We start from the raw sequence: 15,753 nt of genomic DNA, 5'->3' as shown, positions 1-15,753 counted from the left end.
AGTATCCGGCTGTACACCTTATCCAATAAAAGCCCTTTTACTGAGGTATTACCCTATGGCATTACAGGAAAAACTGATCGACGCTCTGGGCAGTTTTGCCACAAAATTCAACAGTTATCGCTATATCATGGCGATCAAGTCTGCCTTTATTACCTTAATGCCGGTCATCATCGTTGGGGCATTCTCTGTCTTGATCTCCAATATGGTACTGGATCCGAAAAATGGCCTGGCGAGCTTCCAGTCCCTCTCTTTTCTCGCCACGCTAAAACCCATCACCAGCGCGCTCAATTACGCCACCCTGAATTTCCTTAACATTGGCGCGGTGTTCTTAATCGGCATTGAACTGGGCCGCATCAACGGGATCAAATCCTTATTCCCTGGCCTGCTGGCGGTGATCTGCTTTATCTGCGTGACGCCGACAACCGTCGAGATGCTGGTGGATGGTGAAATGCACGTGGTGAAAGACGTGCTGCTGCGTCAGTTCTCTGATACCCGTAGCCTGTTCCTCGGCATGTTTATCGCGATTCTGTCGGTAGAAATTTACTGCTGGCTGGAAAACCGCAAGGGGCTGAAGATCAGGATGCCGGACACCGTACCGCCAAACGTGGCGGCATCGTTCTCCGCGCTGATCCCGGCGATCATCACCACTACCGCGATTGCCACATTAGGTTTCGTCTTCCATCAACTCACCGGCATGTATCTCTATGACGCGGTCTATCAGGTGGTGCAACAGCCGCTGGAGCGCGTGGTGCAAAGCCTGCCGGGCATTCTGCTGCTGATGTTTGTCGCACAGCTTTTCTGGGTGATTGGTATTCACGGCAACCAGATGATCAAGCCGATCCGCGAGCCGCTGCTGTTAGGCGCCATCACCGTTAATATGAGCGCCTTTGAGCAGGGCAAAGAGGTGCCGAATATCATCACCATGCCGTTCTGGGATGTGTATATGAGCATCGGCGGGTCGGGGCTGACCATCGGCCTGCTGATCGCGGTCATGATTGCCACCAAACGCAAAGAGATGAAAGAGATCGCCAAGCTTTCCATTGGTCCGGGGCTCTTTAACATCAACGAGCCGGTGATCTTCGGCATGCCAATCATGCTTAACCCGATCCTCGCCATTCCTTTCATTATCACGCCGCTGGTGACCGGCTCTATCGGTTACTTTGCCACTGTGACCGGCTTTGCCGGTAAAGCCGTGGTGATGGTGCCGTGGACCACGCCGCCGCTGATCAACGCCTGGCTCTCCACCGCCGGATCGATGGGGGCGGTCATCACTCAGCTTATCTGCATTGTGACTGCCGTCATTATCTACCTGCCGTTTGTGAAGATTGCTTCACGACGTGCCGAACAGGCCGCACTGCAACAGGCGACCGACAATGCATGAGGATGTGATGACGACAAAACAGATAACCATTCCGCAGGATTTCATTCTGGGCGCGGCCGCGTCAGCCTGGCAAACCGAAGGCTGGAGCGGCAAAAAGGCGGGGCAGGATTCGTGGATCGATCTCTGGTACAAAAACGATCGCCACGTCTGGCACAACGGCTATGGCCCGGCGGTGGCGACCGACTTTATCAACCGCTTTCGCGAGGATGTGGCGCTGATGAAGCAGGCGGGGCTGACGCACTACCGAACCTCGATTAACTGGTCACGTTTTTTAACCGACTATGAAAAAGTGACGGTGGACGAGGAGTACGCCGCCTATTACGACGCGTTGTTCGATGAGATGCACCGTCAGGGTATTGAGCCGATGATCTGCCTCGAGCATTACGAGCTGCCGGGCGTGCTGCTTGACACTTACGGCGGCTGGGCTTCAAAGCAGGTTGTCGAGCTGTTTGTCCGCTATGCGGAAAAAGTCTTTGAACGCTACCACGGTAAAGTCACCCGCTGGTTTACCTTCAATGAACCGATCGTGGTACAGACCCGCGTTTATCTCGATGCGCTGCGCTGGCCCTACGAGCAGAATACCGGTAAATGGATGCAGTGGAACCACCATAAGGTTCTGGCGACGGCAAAGGTTGTGCAGCTGTTTCGCGCCAAAGGGTACCCTGGCTCGGTTGGCTGTATTCTCAACCCCGAAGTCACCTATCCTCGCTCGTGCGCGCCGCACGATGTTAACGCCGCAGAGAAGTACGATCTGTTCTATAACCGCGTATTTCTCGATCCGCTGGTGCACGGGCGCTACCCGTCAGAACTGTTTACGCTGCTGGAACAGCATCAGGTGGCGTGGGACTACACCGCAGAAGAGCTGGAACTGATTGCGCAGAACACCGTCGATGAGCTGGGGATAAACCTCTATTACCCGCATCGGGTGAAAGCGCCGTCTCGTGCCTGGCACCCGGAGACACCGTTCCACCCGGCGTACTACTACGAACCGTTCGAACTGCCTGGACGGCGAATGAATAAATCCCGCGGCTGGGAAATCTACCCCCGTATTATCTACGATATGGCGATGCGGATAAAAAATGACTACCGCAATATCGACTGGTTCGTGGCGGAGAGCGGGATGGGCGTGGAGAACGAAGCGCAGTTTCGCAACAGTGACGGGGTCATTGACGACGAGTACCGCATTGCGTTCATTCGCGAGCACCTCTATTACACGCTGCTGGCGCGGGAGGAGGGGGCAAACTGTCATGGCTATATGCTGTGGGCCTTCACGGACAACGTATCGCCGATGAACGCCTTCAAAAATCGCTACGGGCTGATTGAGATCGATCTCGATAACAATCGCGCCAGGCGGGCGAAAAGGTCGGCGAGCTGGTTCCGGCAGCTGCGCGATGCGCGCGTGCTCACGCTCCCGGTCGATGATGAATGGAAGTAAGCGAAAACCATGCTGGTTCTGGTAAAATAGCGCACAAACTGGCCGGGAGGACGCCCGGCCTGCGCATTAACTGAAAAAACAGGTGAAAACGTGGATAAGGCTGTCATCCTGCCGGAAAAAAAACAGTACCAGGAAATTGGCGAGGATTTACGGGCGCAAATTATCCAGGGGCACTATCCCGTAGGTTCCCGTCTGCCGCCCGAGCGAAATATTGCTGAGAAGTACGGCGTAAGTCGTACCATCGTGCGTGAGGCATTGCTGATGCTGGAGCTGCAGGGCACGGTGGATATCCGCCAGGGGTCTGGCGTTTATGTGATGCGCATTCCTGAAGAACACGAAAACGAAGAAGAACGTTTTCTGAACAGCGACGTCGGCCCCTTTGAGATCCTGCAGGCGCGCCAGCTCCTCGAAAGCAACATCGCCGCGTTTGCTGCCAAAATGGCGACACGCGCAGACATCGACAATCTGCGCCGTATTATTGAGCAGGAGCAGCGTGCCATTGCCGCCAACGATAACAGCCAGGACAACAATAAAATGTTTCACCTGGTGCTGGCGGGGGCAACGCAAAACCAGATGCTGCTGGCAACGGTAGAGAGTATCTGGCACCACATGGACAGCAGCCCGCTGTGGCAGCAATTCAATGGGCATATCGCCAGCCGTGCATACCGCCTGAAATGGCTGGGCGACAGGCAAACCATCCTCGCGGCGCTTCGTCGTCGTGACGTGATGGGCGCCTGGCAGGCGATGTTCCAACATCTGGAAAATGTGAAAAAGAGCTTACTTGAACTCTCCGATGAAGATGCGCCGGATTTTGACGGTTATCTTTTTGAATCTGTGCCCGTGTTTCAGGGGAAGCTGGTGTGACTATTCTGCCTCTCTGTGCCGCGCCTCAGTATGCGGAACAGGTAACTGACTGGATCTGGCAGGCGTTCGGTGACGGGCTTACGCGGGCGTTTTTCCAGAGCATCGTTGAACATAGCCAGACGCCGGGCGCGTTACCGTTGACCTTTATTGCTCTGGAGGGCGAACAGCTTCTGGGTACGGTCGGGATCTGGCGCTGCGATTTAATCACCCGACAGGATCTTTGTCCGTGGCTGGCTGCGCTGTACGTTGATGAAGCGGCGCGTGGTAACGGACTGGCGGGAAAACTGCAGCAGCATGTTATCGCCTATGCCGCACAGGCCGGGTATCACGAACTGCATCTGTGGTCTGCCTGCCGCGACTTCTACGAACGTTACGGCTGGCAGTACATTGGCGATGCGCTCGAATACCCGAACAAAACGGTACATCTGTATCGCTATTCCTCTCCCGCTTCTGCTGGCGAACCTACGGAGTGACGGCGGACTAAGGTGGGGCTGAACAGGTGGGTGATATCCGGTGGCTGGCGTTGTTCGGCCAGCGCCAGTGCCAGCTCCGCAGCCTGCGTTGCCATTGTGATAATCGGGTAACGTACGGTGGTCAGGCGCGGACGCACATAGCGGGACACCAGCACATCATCAAAGCCAATGAGTGAAATTTCTCCCGGCACCTCGATTCCGTTGTCATTTAACACCCCCATTGCCCCGGCGGCCATCGAGTCGTTATAGCTGGCAACCGCCGTGAAATTCCGTCCACGCCCCAGCAGCTCTGTCATTGCCTGTTCGCCGCCACTCTCATCTGGCTCGCCGTAGGCCACCAGCCGGTCATTACACGGCAAACCGTTTTCGCGCAGGGCATCGTAGTAGCCCTGCAGGCGATCTTCGGCATCGGAAATCGGGTGATTGGAGCAGAGATAACCAATGCGGGTATGGCCCTGCTGAATCAAATGGCGGGTAGCAAGCCAGGCGCCGTAGCGGTCGTCGAGTGCCACGCAGCGTTTCTCAAAACCGGGAATAATTCGGTTGATGATCACCATGCCGGGGATCTGCTTCATCAGATGAATGAGTTCAGCATCGGGGATCATTTTGGCGTGAACAACCAGCGCAGCGCAGCGGTGGCGCATCAGCTGTTCGATAGCCTGGCGTTCTTTTTGTTCATTGTGATAGCCATTGCCGATCAGCAGAAAATTGCCGGTCTGATAAGAAACCTGTTCAACCGCTTTTACCATGGCGCCGAAAAACGGGTCAGACACATCGCCCACCACCAGTCCGATGGTTTCAGTAGACTGTTGGGCAAGGGCGCGGGCGTTGGCATTCGGATGGTAATTCAATGATTCCATGGCGTTTTGCACCGCCTGGCGTGATGCGTCACTGGCTTTAGGGGAGTCGTTAATCACGCGCGAGACGGTCGCCACGGAAACACCAGCCAGACGGGCCACATCCTTTATTGTCGCCATTACATACCTTCTTAGTGGGGGTAAGCGTTTACACACGAAATAGTGTTGCGGAAAAGCGCCGTGCATTCAAGGGGCGCGGGGTTTCGCCCTCCACAAACGTGACGCAGCACAACCCTGGCCGTGTAATCGTTACACGGCCAGTCATGTCTGAATAATGTCAATCTGAACCTTTAGTTACACTTTGCCTCAGGCTGTTGCGATTGTCCGATGGCGAGGATGAGGGGGAGATTGATAGAGTCGAGATCCCAGAGGTATTGATTGGTGAGAATTCTTAGTACGGTTTCGTACTCTTCTCTTGCACCAACCTGCGCGGATGCGCAGGTTTTTTTTCGCCTCAACTTTGCAGTCGCTCCCGTATCACTTCTCGTGTAATCTGCCACCATTTACTATCAACCCTTCACACTGGCTGGCAAAGGGAGTTGAGATGCTTTTTGGGTTCTTCCGTACACTCTTCCGTATTCTCTTTCGCATTCGCGTCACTGGCGATGCTCAGGCGCTTCGCGGCGAACGCGTTCTTATCACACCAAACCATGTTTCCTTTATCGACGGCATTCTGCTGGCGCTATTTCTGCCCGTGCGTCCGGTGTTTGCGGTTTATACCTCCATCAGCCAGCAGTGGTACATGCGCTGGCTCACGCCGCTGATTGATTTTGTGCCGCTCGACCCGACCAAACCGATGATGATTAAACATCTGGTGCGTCTGGTGGAGCAGGGGCGTCCGGTGGTTATTTTCCCGGAAGGTCGCATCTCGGTGACCGGTTCACTGATGAAAATCTACGACGGCGCCGGGTTTGTCGCGGCGAAGTCAAAAGCAACCGTGGTGCCACTGCGTATTGAAGGAGCGGAGCGCTCCTATTTCAGCCGTCTGAAAGGGCTGGTAAAGCAGCGCGTGTTCCCAAAAATTACGTTGCATATCCTGCCGCCAACGTCGTTACCGATGCCTGACGCGCCCCGTGCACGCGATCGCCGTAAAATTGCCGGAGAGATGCTGCACCAGATTATGATGGAAGCGCGTATGGCGGTCCGCCCGCGCGAGACGCTGTATGAATCCCTGCTGTCGGCACAGCACCGCTACGGCGCGAAGAAAAACTGCATCGAAGACATCAATTTTACCCCGGATACCTATCGCAAGCTGCTGACCAAAACATTGTTCGTGGGCCGTATTCTTGAGAAGTACAGTCAGCAGGGCGAAAAGATTGGCCTGATGCTGCCCAACGCAGGCATCAGTGCGGCGGTGATTTTTGGAGCCGTTTCCCGTGGCCGTATTCCGGCGATGATGAACTACACGGCGGGCGTGAAAGGGCTGACCAGCGCCATCACGGCAGCGCAAATCAAAACCGTCTTTACCTCCCGCCAGTTCCTCGACAAAGGCAAACTGTGGCATCTTCCTGAACAGCTTACCCAGGTACGCTGGGTCTTCCTGGAAGATCTTAAAGCGGACGTGACGACAGGCGACAAACTGTGGATTTTTGCTCATCTGCTGATGCCGCGTCTGGCCCAGGTGAAACAGCAGCCGGAAGACGACGCGATTATCCTCTTCACCTCTGGCTCTGAAGGCAACCCGAAAGGTGTCGTCCACAGTCACAAGAGTATTCTGGCGAACGTTGAGCAGATCAAAAGCATTGCCGACTTTACCGCGAAAGACCGGTTTATGTCAGCGCTGCCGCTGTTCCACTCTTTTGGTCTGACGGTGGGGCTTTTCACGCCGCTGCTGACCGGTGCCGAAGTCTTCCTTTATCCAAGCCCGTTGCATTACCGCATTGTGCCGGAGCTGGTGTATGACCGTAACTGTACCGTGTTGTTTGGAACCTCAACCTTCCTCGGGAACTACGCGCGTTTCGCCAATCCGTATGACTTCTTCCGCGTGCGCTATGTGGTTGCTGGCGCGGAAAAACTGCAGGAGAGCACGCGACAGATCTGGCAGGACAAATTTGGTCTGCGCATCCTCGAGGGGTATGGCGTGACAGAGTGTGCGCCGGTGGTCTCTATCAACGTGCCAATGGCGGCGAAGCCGGGGACAGTAGGCCGAATTCTGCCTGGGCTGGATGCTCGTCTGCTGGCGGTGCCTGGTATTGAAGACGGCGGCCGTCTGCAGCTGAAAGGGCCAAACGTGATGAACGGCTATCTGCGCGTGGAAAACCCCGGCGTGCTGGAAGCACCGACTGCAGAAAACGTTAATGGCGAGATTGAAACGGGCTGGTACGACACCGGCGATATTGTACGTTTCGATGAGCAAGGCTTTGTGCAGATCCAGGGGCGTGCAAAACGCTTTGCCAAGATTGCGGGTGAAATGGTCTCTCTTGAGATGGTTGAACAGCTGGCATCGGGCGTCTCCGCCGACAAGATGCATGCCACGGTTGTGAAGAGTGATGCAAGTAAAGGCGAGGCGCTGGTGCTGTTCACCACCGACAGCGAGCTTAAGCGCGACCAGTTACTGAGCTATGCCCGCGAGCACGGCATCCCGGAGCTGGCGGTACCTCGTGATATTCGCTACCTGAAACAGCTTCCGGTGCTCGGCAGCGGTAAGCCCGACTTCGTGACCCTCAAGGGCATGGTTGAACAGGCGGAACAACATAATGCGTGAGTCAGTACACACTAACACCTCTCTGCGCTCAAAAGGCATGATGGCGGTGATTGCCGCCCAGTTCCTCTCCGCCTTTGGCGATAACGCGCTGCTGTTTGCCACGCTGGCATTGCTCAAGGCTGAGTTTTACCCCGACTGGAGTCAGCCGGTTCTGCAGATGGTGTTTGTGGGCGCTTACATTATCTTTGCACCGTTTGTTGGACAGGTTGCGGACAGCTTCCCGAAAGGCCGGGTAATGATGTTTGCCAACGGTCTGAAACTGCTGGGAGCCGCCAGCATTTGTTTTGGTTTCAATCCGTTTATTGGCTATACGCTGGTCGGCATTGGCGCCGCAGCCTACTCCCCGGCGAAGTATGGCATCCTCGGGGAGCTGACCACCGGTGATAAGCTGGTGAAAGCCAATGGGCTGATGGAGTCCTCCACCATTGCGGCAATCCTGCTTGGCTCCGTCGCAGGCGGTGTCCTCGCTGACTGGCACGTGCTGGCGGCCCTCGGCGTGTGTGCTGTGGTGTACGGTGGTGCGGTAGTCGCTAACCTGTTTATTCCGAAACTGCCGGTGGCGCGTCCGGGGCAGTCCTGGCGCTTTAAGCCGATGACCGGCAGCTTCTTCAATGCCTGCCGCGTGCTGTGGCGTAATGGTGAAACGCGATTCTCTCTGATGGGCACCAGTATGTTCTGGGGCGCTGGCGTTACGCTGCGCTTCCTGCTGGTATTGTGGGTGCCGGTGGCGCTGGGGATCACGGACAACGCGACGCCAACCTACCTTAATGCGATGGTGGCGATCGGGATTGTGGTGGGCGCGGGGGCAGCGGCAAAACTGGTGACGCTCGACACCGTTGCTCGCTGCATGCCGGCAGGGATCCTGATTGGCGTTGCGGTGCTTTTTTTCGCGCTGCAACACGCGTTATTGCCAGCCTACGTACTGCTGATCCTGATTGGTATTCTGGGGGGCTTCTTCGTGGTGCCGCTGAATGCGCTATTACAGGAGCGTGGCAAGCAGACGGTCGGGGCGGGCAATGCTATTGCGGTGCAAAACCTCGGTGAAAACCTGGCGATGCTGCTGATGCTGGGCCTGTATTCGCTGGCGGTTAAAGCCGGTGCGCCTGTGGTGGGGATTGGCGTCGGGTTCGGTGGACTGTTCGCGCTGGCGATTGCCGGCTTGTGGGTCTGGCAGCGCCGCCGCTGATTCGGGTCGTCTTCAGCGCCTTTTCACAAGCGGGTGCAAACATTAAAAACGGCAACAGAGGTTGCCGTTTTGCTTTTTTTACGGTGCCGGATAGGTATAAACCTGATGCACCGCGTCAATCTCCGCCAGCACGTCCTCGCTCAGGTCCAGATGGAAACTCTCAATGTTAGTTTTCAACTGTTCCATCGTCGTTGCGCCCAGCAGGGTGCTGGCCACAAACGGCTGACGGCGTACGAAGGCCAGTGCCATCTGGGCAGGATCGAGCCCGTGACGCTTCGCAATATCAACGTAGGCCGCGACGGCTTTCTGCGTCTGCTCGCCGCTATAGCGGGTAAAGCGGCTGAAGAGCGTATTACGCGCGCCGGCTGGCTTCGCGCCGTTCAGGTATTTACCCGTCAGCGTACCAAAGCCCAGGCAGGAATAGGCGAGCAGCTCAACCTCTTCATATTGCGTCACTTCGGCCAGACCCACTTCGTAACTGCGGTTGAGCAGGCTGTAGGGGTTCTGGATGGTGACAATGCGCGGCAGATCGTGTTTATCAGCCAGGTGCAGGTAGCGCATAACGCCAAAAGCCGTTTCGTTAGACACGCCGATGTAGCGGATTTTGCCCGCTCGCTGGCATTCGGTCAGCGCTTCCAGCGTTTCAAGCAGCGTAACGGCGGGAGCACTTTCGTTCCAGCTGTAGCCGAGCTTACCAAAGCAGTTGGTTGGACGCTGCGGCCAGTGTACCTGGTAGAGATCAAGATAATCGGTTTGCAGGCGCTTCAGGCTGGCATCCAGCGCGGCACGGATATTCTTGCGATCGAGGATCTGGTTGGGGCGGATCCCGGCATCGCTGTTACGCGCAGGGCCGCTAACTTTCGAGGCGATAACCAGTTTTTCGCGATTGCCGCGTTTTGCCAGCCAGTTGCCGACGTAGGTTTCGGTAAGCCCCTGCGTTTCCGGGCGTGGAGGAACAGGGTACATCTCTGCGACATCAATCAGGTTAATGCCCTGGCTGACGGCATAATCGAGTTGTGCATGGGCATCGGCTTCGCTGTTTTGTTCACCAAATGTCATCGTGCCCAACCCCAGTTGGCTTATCTCCAGAGAGCTGTGGGGGATACGGTGATAATGCATAGCCGGCTTCCTTCAATAGACATGTAGACCGCGTCAGGAACCTCCCGACAAAGGAATATAAACATGGCAGAGGGGAAGCAAAAGGGGAAGAAAAAAATCAAAAAGGCCAGCAAGGTACTGACCTCTCTCTGTTTATCGCTCGATAATTTGCGAGACTTCGTCGCGATTGATCTGCATTTTATTCCCGGACTGATCGCGGTAGCTGACCAGACCGGTGTCATCATCGACTTCCGGCTTGCCGTCTGTCAGGATCATCCGGCCATCTTTTGTCGCCATCACGTAATCGCTGCTACAGCCCGATACTGCAAACGCTAATCCGACTGCTGAAATTAACACTGCCCATTTTTTCATCGTTATCGTCCTCACCTGGCTCGTATCAAATCATAGTGTAGTAATAACCCGATATTTCGACAGGAGGAAGCGGTAAAATCTTAAAAACTAGGTGATTATGTTTGAGAGCTCTCAAAATAAGTAAAAAACTACGTTTTGAGTAAGAAATGGCGAGCAAGGAGCGCCCCGGTAAAGTTCTTTTTGAGATAAAAACCGCGTGGCAATGTCAGTATCGGCTCGCCCCGGGCACCGATCGCCTCCGTGAGCGCTTTACTGTTCGCCGCCTTTGGCCGCAGCTGTAACACCTCTCCGTGTCGGGCGGTGATGCGCTCAACCTGACCGAGGACAATCATATCCATCAGCTCTTCCCAGTCCAGACGCAGCTGATGCTCTTCATCTTCATCCGGACTCCACAGCAGCGGTGCGCCAACCCGGCGTTCAGCCAGCGGGATCTGACGTTCTCCTTCTACGGGGACCCAAAGTACGCGCTTCAGTTTATGGCGAACGTGACTGGTTTCCCACGTCACACCGGTATTCCCGGTTAACGGTGCAACGCAGACAAATGTCGTTTCCAGGGGCTTACCAAGGCTATCGATGGGAATGGTTTTTAACTCTACGCCCAGGGCGGCGAAATCCTGCTCCGGTTTACTCCCTGCGCTTGCACCCAACCACAGCTCCAGCAGCATGCCGATCCAGCCTTTATCCCGCTTCAGATCCTGAGGGATCGGCAGGCCAGCCATTGCCGCCAGCTCGCCAAGCGAAAAGCCAGCCAGACGCTGCGCCTGCTGTAGCAACTGGGTTTCGCTGGACGGCGGTGAAAGCAAGGGTAAAAGCGAATGCATGAAGGTAACCTTTTGATTAAAAAATACACTAAGAAATTGTCCCCTGTGGATAGAGTTTAACTTTTTCTGTACGAATATGCCATGTGTATGATTTATAGGTTTTTTTAGCACGCTAAAAATGGATGGCGAAGGACAAAAATTCGGTTGTTCAATTCTGGTCACTGACAATGAACAGGATCTTACACCATGTTATCCACAGAAAAGTGGGATAACTGGGCATAACCCTGACTACTGTTTCAATTTACAGCCTTGACGTGGGACGAAAATCCAATTTTCAAACAAATTGTGCCTAACTTATTGGCACAATCTGTGGATAAAACCGACGCTGTTCGATCTTTCATCAGCACAACGATCCCTGATGTGACGATCGTCACGATTAAGCGGTGTGGGTTGGTTTTATGGTTATTAACTTTATGAAAATAATGATTTTATTTTTTATTGGTAATGGAGGGAGATTGACGGCGGCTGAGGTTGTTCATCGGTAATCAGACACTTCTTCACAACTATATCCACAGAAAAGGTGAATAAAATTCCCCTCAGAGCCGCTCATCTGTTTATAACTCTGCCTGTATTTGTGAGTTATTCAAATGTTATTAGGTTGCAGCCCTGTAAGAGAGTGGTTTACCGCCTCCCTGTAGTGTGAAACAATCATTCATATATAAGGTTTAGTTTGGGGTAGTCCGGTGATTGATGACGATGGCTACCGCCCGAACGTAGGAATAGTAATTTGTAATCGTCAGGGCCAGGTGATGTGGGCCCGTCGATATGGTCAGCACTCCTGGCAGTTCCCGCAAGGCGGGATCAACCCGGGAGAGTCCCCAGAACAAGCGATGTACCGGGAGCTGTTTGAAGAGGTTGGTTTAAGCCGAAAAGATGTTCGCATCCTGGCTTCGACCCGCAACTGGTTGCGTTACAAGTTACCGAAACGTTTGGTGCGTTGGGACACAAAGCCGGTTTGTATCGGCCAGAAACAAAAATGGTTTCTACTGCAGTTGGTGGGCAACGATTCAGATATCAATATGCAAACCAGCAGTACGCCGGAGTTTGATGGCTGGCGTTGGGTGAGCTATTGGTATCCTGTTCGTCAGGTCGTGTCATTTAAACGCGATGTTTACCGTAGGGTGATGAAAGAGTTCGCAAGTGTTGTCATGCAGCTTCAGGAGATCCCGCCTAAGCCGCAGAGCGCACCTGCCTGGCGACGTAAAAGAGGTTAAGCTACGCAAATCATGCTCACCCGCTTGCGAGAAATAGTCGAGAAGGTGGCCAGTGCGCCGCGTCTGAATGAGGCGCTGAACATTCTGGTTACCGACATCTGTCTTGCGATGGAGACCGAAGTCTGTTCGGTGTATCTGGCCGACCACGATCGGCGTTGCTATTACCTGATGGCGACCCGTGGTTTGAAAAAGCCACGTGGACGCACCGTAACGCTCGCGTTTGATGAAGGTATTGTTGGTCTGGTTGGGCGACTCGCCGAACCTATCAACCTTGCCGACGCACAAAAACACCCCAGCTTTAAATATATCCCCTCCGTAAAAGAAGATCGTTTCCGCGCCTTCCTGGGCGTGCCGATTATTCAGCGCCGTCAGCTGCTTGGTGTGCTGGTGGTACAGCAGCGTGAGTTGCGTCAGTACGATGAAAGCGAAGAGTCTTTCCTCGTCACGCTGGCCACGCAGATGGCCGCGATCCTCTCCCAGTCCCAGTTGACGGCACTGTTTGGTCAGTACCGCCATACGCGTATTCGCGCGCTTCCGGCGTCGCCGGGCGTCGCTATCGCCGAAGGCTGGATGGACGCCACTCTGCCGTTGATGGAGCAAGTGTACGAAGCCTCAACGCTTGATGAAGCGCTTGAGCGTGAGCGTCTCACCGCCGCGCTGGAAGAGGCGTCGAATGAGTTTCGTCGCTACAGCAAGCGCTTTGCCGCTGGGGCGCAAAAAGAGACGGCGGCCATTTTTGACCTTTACTCGCACCTTCTCTCCGATGCACGTCTGCGCCGCGAGCTTTTTGACGAAGTCGACAAAGGTGCGGTTGCGGAGTGGGCGGTTAAAAAGGTCATCGAAAAATTTGCCGAGCAGTTTGCGGCACTGACCGACGGTTACCTGAAAGAGCGGGCCGGTGATTTACGCGCCCTGGGGCAGCGTTTACTGTTCCATCTTGATGACACTATTCAGGGCGCGAATGCCTGGCCAAAACGTTTTGTGCTGGTTGCCGATGAACTCTCCGCGACAACGCTGGCTGAACTGCCTCATGACCGTCTGGCGGGCGTGGTGGTACGCGATGGCGCGGCGAACTCGCACGCGGCCATTATGGTGCGTGCGCTGGGAATTCCCACCGTTATGGGGGCGGATATCCAGCCATCGGTGCTGCACCGACGCACCCTGGTGGTCGACGGTTATCGCGGTGAGCTGTTGGTGGATCCTGAGCCGGTTCTGCTTCAGGAATACCAGCGCCTTATCAGCGAAGAGAATGAATTAAGCAAGCTGGCAGAGGATGACGTTAATCTGCCCGCGCAGCTCAAAAGCGGCGAGCGAATCAAAGTCATGCTCAACGCAGGTTTAAGCCCCGAGCATGAAGAGAAGCTCGGCAGCCGCATCGACGGTATCGGCTTATACCGCACCGAAATCCCGTTCATGCTGCAAAGTGGCTTTCCCTCTGAAGAGGAGCAGGTCGCGCAGTATCAGGGCATGCTGCAGATGTTTAACGACAAACCGGTCACCCTGCGCACCCTTGATGTCGGGGCAGATAAACAGCTGCCGTACATGCCGATCAGTGAAGAAAACCCGTGCCTGGGCTGGCGTGGGATACGCATTACGCTCGATCAGCCTGAGATCTTCCTGATCCAGGTGCGTGCCATGCTGCGCGCGAATGCGGCGACGGGTAACCTCAGCATTTTACTGCCGATGGTCACCAGCATTGATGAGATTGACGAGGCGCGGCGTCTGATTGAGCGTGCCGGTCGTGAAGTCGAAGAGATGATTGGCTATGCGATCCCCAAACCACGAATTGGGGTGATGCTTGAAGTGCCGTCAATGGTCTTTATGCTGCCGCAGCTGGCTAACCGTGTCGACTTTATCTCGGTCGGTACCAATGACCTGACGCAGTATATTCTGGCCGTCGACCGTAACAACACGCGTGTTGCCAGCATCTATGACAGCCTGCACCCTGCGATGATCCGGGCGTTAGCGATGATCGCGCGAGAAGCCGAACAGCACGATATTGATTTGCGCCTGTGTGGTGAAATGGCCGGAGATTCGATGTGCGTTGCAATCCTGATTGGGCTGGGGTACCGCCACCTCTCCATGAACGGCCGTGCGGTTGCCCGCGTGAAGTACCTGCTGCGGCATATCGATATTGAGGATGCTCGCGAGCTGGCTGAACGCAGTCTTGAAGCGCAGCTGGCCGCTGAAGTGCGTCATCAGGTGGCTGCTTTCATGGAACGACGCGGTATGGGCGGCCTGATTCGCGGCGGTCGCTAATACGTACTTTTCCCCTCACTCCGTCCTCATCCTTTGTGACAGGGCGGAGGTGAGGATATAACACACTCCTCTATACACATCTTTTACATCTCTGGCGCATCCTCCGCGTCCGCCTTATGCTATGATTCGCAACTTTGGAGCCTCTGCTAACAGCAGAATCGCATTTCTACCGCTGTCCACTTTCAGCGGAATAACAACATCTTGTGGTGACAGATGAACAGTGGTTATCTGCATTTTCCGGAATTCGATCCGGTCATTTTCTCAATAGGACCTGTTTCGCTTCACTGGTACGGTCTGATGTACCTGGTCGGCTTCATTTTTGCCATGTGGCTTGCTGGCCGTCGCGCCAGTCGTCCCGGCAGTGGCTGGACCAAAAACGAAGTCGAGAACCTGCTGTATGCAGGTTTCCTTGGCGTGTTCCTGGGCGGCCGTATTGGGTATGTTCTGTTCTATAACCTCCCGGTATTCCTGAACGATCCACTCTACCTGTTCCGCGTCTGGGATGGCGGCATGTCCTTCCACGGCGGGCTGATTGGTGTGATCCTGGTGATGGTGATTTTTGCCAAACGCACCAAGCGCAACTTCTTCCAGGTGTCAGATTTTATCGCGCCACTGATCCCGTTTGGTCTGGGAGCAGGACGTCTGGGCAACTTTATCAATGGTGAGCTCTGGGGGCGTGTCGACCCGAGTGTCTCCTTTACCATGCTGTTCCCGGGCTCGCGTGCAGAGGACATGGCGCTGCTGCCGTCTCATCCTGAGTGGCAATCCCTGTTCGATACTTACGGTGTTCTGCCGCGCCACATGTCTCAGCTTTACGAGCTGGCGCTGGAAGGTGTGGTGCTGTTTATCATCCTGAATCTGTTTATCCGTAAACCGCGTCCGATGGGGTCTGTCTCCGGTCTGTTCCTGATTGGCTACGGTGCATTCCGTATCATCGTCGAGTTCTTCCGCCAGCCCGATGCACAGTTCACCGGCGAATGGGTACAGTACATCAGCATGGGGCAGATCCTCTCCATTCCGATGATTGTCGCGGGTGTCATTATGATGATTTGGGCGTATCGTCGTCGTCCACAGCAACAACTTTCCTGA

13 protein-coding genes and 1 pseudogene are annotated in these 15,753 nt (G+C 55.0%); 9 read left to right on the top strand and 5 right to left on the bottom strand.

Annotated features, from left to right (window positions below; translation table 11 throughout):
• Positions 1-55 precede the first annotated feature (55 nt).
• The 4 genes from F8561_RS03640 to F8561_RS03625 all read left to right on the top strand — a co-directional run bounded on the left by F8561_RS03640 (position 56) and on the right by F8561_RS03625 (position 4,153).
• Positions 56-1,381 carry a PTS sugar transporter subunit IIC gene (locus F8561_RS03640; protein WP_020883770.1) on the top strand — a complete coding sequence of 442 codons (1,326 nt, stop codon included), beginning with the start codon at positions 56-58 and terminating at the stop codon, positions 1,379-1,381.
• A 7-nt stretch (positions 1,382-1,388) separates the two neighbouring features.
• Positions 1,389-2,816 (top strand): glycoside hydrolase family 1 protein, encoded by a 1,428-nt coding sequence (locus tag F8561_RS03635; RefSeq protein ID WP_138614576.1) that lies wholly within the window; start codon positions 1,389-1,391, stop codon positions 2,814-2,816.
• A gap of 90 nt (positions 2,817-2,906) precedes the next feature.
• Positions 2,907-3,680, top strand: coding sequence for a GntR family transcriptional regulator (locus tag F8561_RS03630; protein WP_014171459.1), 774 nt, complete (start codon positions 2,907-2,909; stop codon positions 3,678-3,680).
• Entirely contained in the window at positions 3,677-4,153 is a 477-nt protein-coding gene (locus F8561_RS03625; RefSeq protein WP_151887159.1) for a GNAT family N-acetyltransferase, read from the top strand. Before F8561_RS03630 ends, F8561_RS03625 begins: the two co-directional genes overlap by 4 nt.
• On the opposite strand, the gene galR is transcribed toward F8561_RS03625, so the two are convergent.
• Complete coding sequence (galR, locus tag F8561_RS03620) at positions 4,114-5,130, bottom strand: HTH-type transcriptional regulator GalR (RefSeq protein ID WP_020883772.1); 1,017 nt, start codon at positions 5,128-5,130, stop codon at positions 4,114-4,116. The genes F8561_RS03625 and galR overlap by 40 nt on opposite strands.
• Before the next feature lie 424 nt (positions 5,131-5,554).
• Between galR and aas the strand changes: the two genes are divergently transcribed.
• Together aas and lplT are read left to right on the top strand one after the other, a co-directional pair.
• Positions 5,555-7,714 carry a bifunctional acyl-ACP--phospholipid O-acyltransferase/long-chain-fatty-acid--ACP ligase gene (aas, locus tag F8561_RS03615; protein WP_020883773.1) on the top strand — a complete coding sequence of 720 codons (2,160 nt, stop codon included), beginning with the start codon at positions 5,555-5,557 and terminating at the stop codon, positions 7,712-7,714.
• Positions 7,707-8,900: a lysophospholipid transporter LplT gene (gene lplT / locus F8561_RS03610; RefSeq protein ID WP_025203340.1), complete on the top strand. Its 1,194-nt coding sequence runs from the start codon at positions 7,707-7,709 to the stop codon at positions 8,898-8,900. Before aas ends, lplT begins: the two co-directional genes overlap by 8 nt.
• Positions 8,901-8,978: 78 nt before the next feature.
• Here lplT and F8561_RS03605 read toward each other — a convergent pair whose 3' ends face one another.
• The 4 genes and pseudogenes from F8561_RS03605 to F8561_RS24310 form a co-directional block, all read right to left on the bottom strand.
• Positions 8,979-10,019: an NADP(H)-dependent aldo-keto reductase gene (locus F8561_RS03605; RefSeq protein ID WP_025203341.1), complete on the bottom strand. Its 1,041-nt coding sequence runs from the start codon at positions 10,017-10,019 to the stop codon at positions 8,979-8,981.
• A gap of 132 nt (positions 10,020-10,151) precedes the next feature.
• On the bottom strand, positions 10,152-10,370 hold the full coding sequence (locus F8561_RS03600) for a YgdI/YgdR family lipoprotein (protein ID WP_020883776.1): 219 nt from the start codon (positions 10,368-10,370) through the stop codon (positions 10,152-10,154).
• A gap of 128 nt (positions 10,371-10,498) precedes the next feature.
• Positions 10,499-11,191 (bottom strand): DNA mismatch repair endonuclease MutH, encoded by a 693-nt coding sequence (mutH, locus tag F8561_RS03595; protein ID WP_032678891.1) that lies wholly within the window; start codon positions 11,189-11,191, stop codon positions 10,499-10,501.
• A 154-nt stretch (positions 11,192-11,345) separates the two neighbouring features.
• Positions 11,346-11,411 (bottom strand): annotated as a pseudogene (locus tag F8561_RS24310) (hypothetical protein); the annotation flags it as partial.
• Positions 11,412-11,874: 463 nt separating this feature from the next.
• Between F8561_RS24310 and rppH the strand changes: the two are divergent.
• From rppH to lgt, 3 genes are all read left to right on the top strand, one after another.
• Entirely contained in the window at positions 11,875-12,405 is a 531-nt protein-coding gene (gene rppH / locus F8561_RS03590) for an RNA pyrophosphohydrolase (protein ID WP_013098553.1), read from the top strand.
• 12 nt (positions 12,406-12,417) lie between these two features.
• Complete coding sequence (ptsP, locus tag F8561_RS03585; protein ID WP_014171450.1) at positions 12,418-14,664, top strand: phosphoenolpyruvate--protein phosphotransferase; 2,247 nt, start codon at positions 12,418-12,420, stop codon at positions 14,662-14,664.
• Between the two features lie 213 nt (positions 14,665-14,877).
• Positions 14,878-15,753 (top strand): prolipoprotein diacylglyceryl transferase, encoded by an 876-nt coding sequence (lgt, locus tag F8561_RS03580; protein WP_014171449.1) that lies wholly within the window; start codon positions 14,878-14,880, stop codon positions 15,751-15,753.

Origin of the sequence: Enterobacter sp. 198 (assembly GCF_009025585.1) — a bacterium.
Lineage (GTDB): Bacteria > Pseudomonadota > Gammaproteobacteria > Enterobacterales > Enterobacteriaceae > Enterobacter > Enterobacter ludwigii.
The sequence above is the reverse complement of the archived record's forward strand: the minus strand, read 5'-3'. Positions and strand labels throughout refer to the sequence as shown.

Excerpts from the sequence above, each read along its gene's own strand:
- F8561_RS03640 (WP_020883770.1), top strand. The coding sequence starts at position 56 with ATGGCATTACAGGAAAAACTGATCGACGCTCTGGGCAGTTTTGCCACA.
- F8561_RS03635 (WP_138614576.1), top strand. The coding sequence starts at position 1,389 with ATGACGACAAAACAGATAACCATTCCGCAGGATTTCATTCTGGGCGCG.
- galR (WP_020883772.1), bottom strand. The coding sequence starts at position 5,130 with ATGGCGACAATAAAGGATGTGGCCCGTCTGGCTGGTGTTTCCGTGGCG.
- aas (WP_020883773.1), top strand. The coding sequence starts at position 5,555 with ATGCTTTTTGGGTTCTTCCGTACACTCTTCCGTATTCTCTTTCGCATT.
- lplT (WP_025203340.1), top strand. The coding sequence starts at position 7,707 with ATGCGTGAGTCAGTACACACTAACACCTCTCTGCGCTCAAAAGGCATG.
- F8561_RS03605 (WP_025203341.1), bottom strand. The coding sequence starts at position 10,019 with ATGCATTATCACCGTATCCCCCACAGCTCTCTGGAGATAAGCCAACTG.
- F8561_RS03600 (WP_020883776.1), bottom strand. The coding sequence starts at position 10,370 with ATGAAAAAATGGGCAGTGTTAATTTCAGCAGTCGGATTAGCGTTTGCA.
- mutH (WP_032678891.1), bottom strand. The coding sequence starts at position 11,191 with ATGCATTCGCTTTTACCCTTGCTTTCACCGCCGTCCAGCGAAACCCAG.
- ptsP (WP_014171450.1), top strand. The coding sequence starts at position 12,418 with ATGCTCACCCGCTTGCGAGAAATAGTCGAGAAGGTGGCCAGTGCGCCG.
- lgt (WP_014171449.1), top strand. The coding sequence starts at position 14,878 with ATGAACAGTGGTTATCTGCATTTTCCGGAATTCGATCCGGTCATTTTC.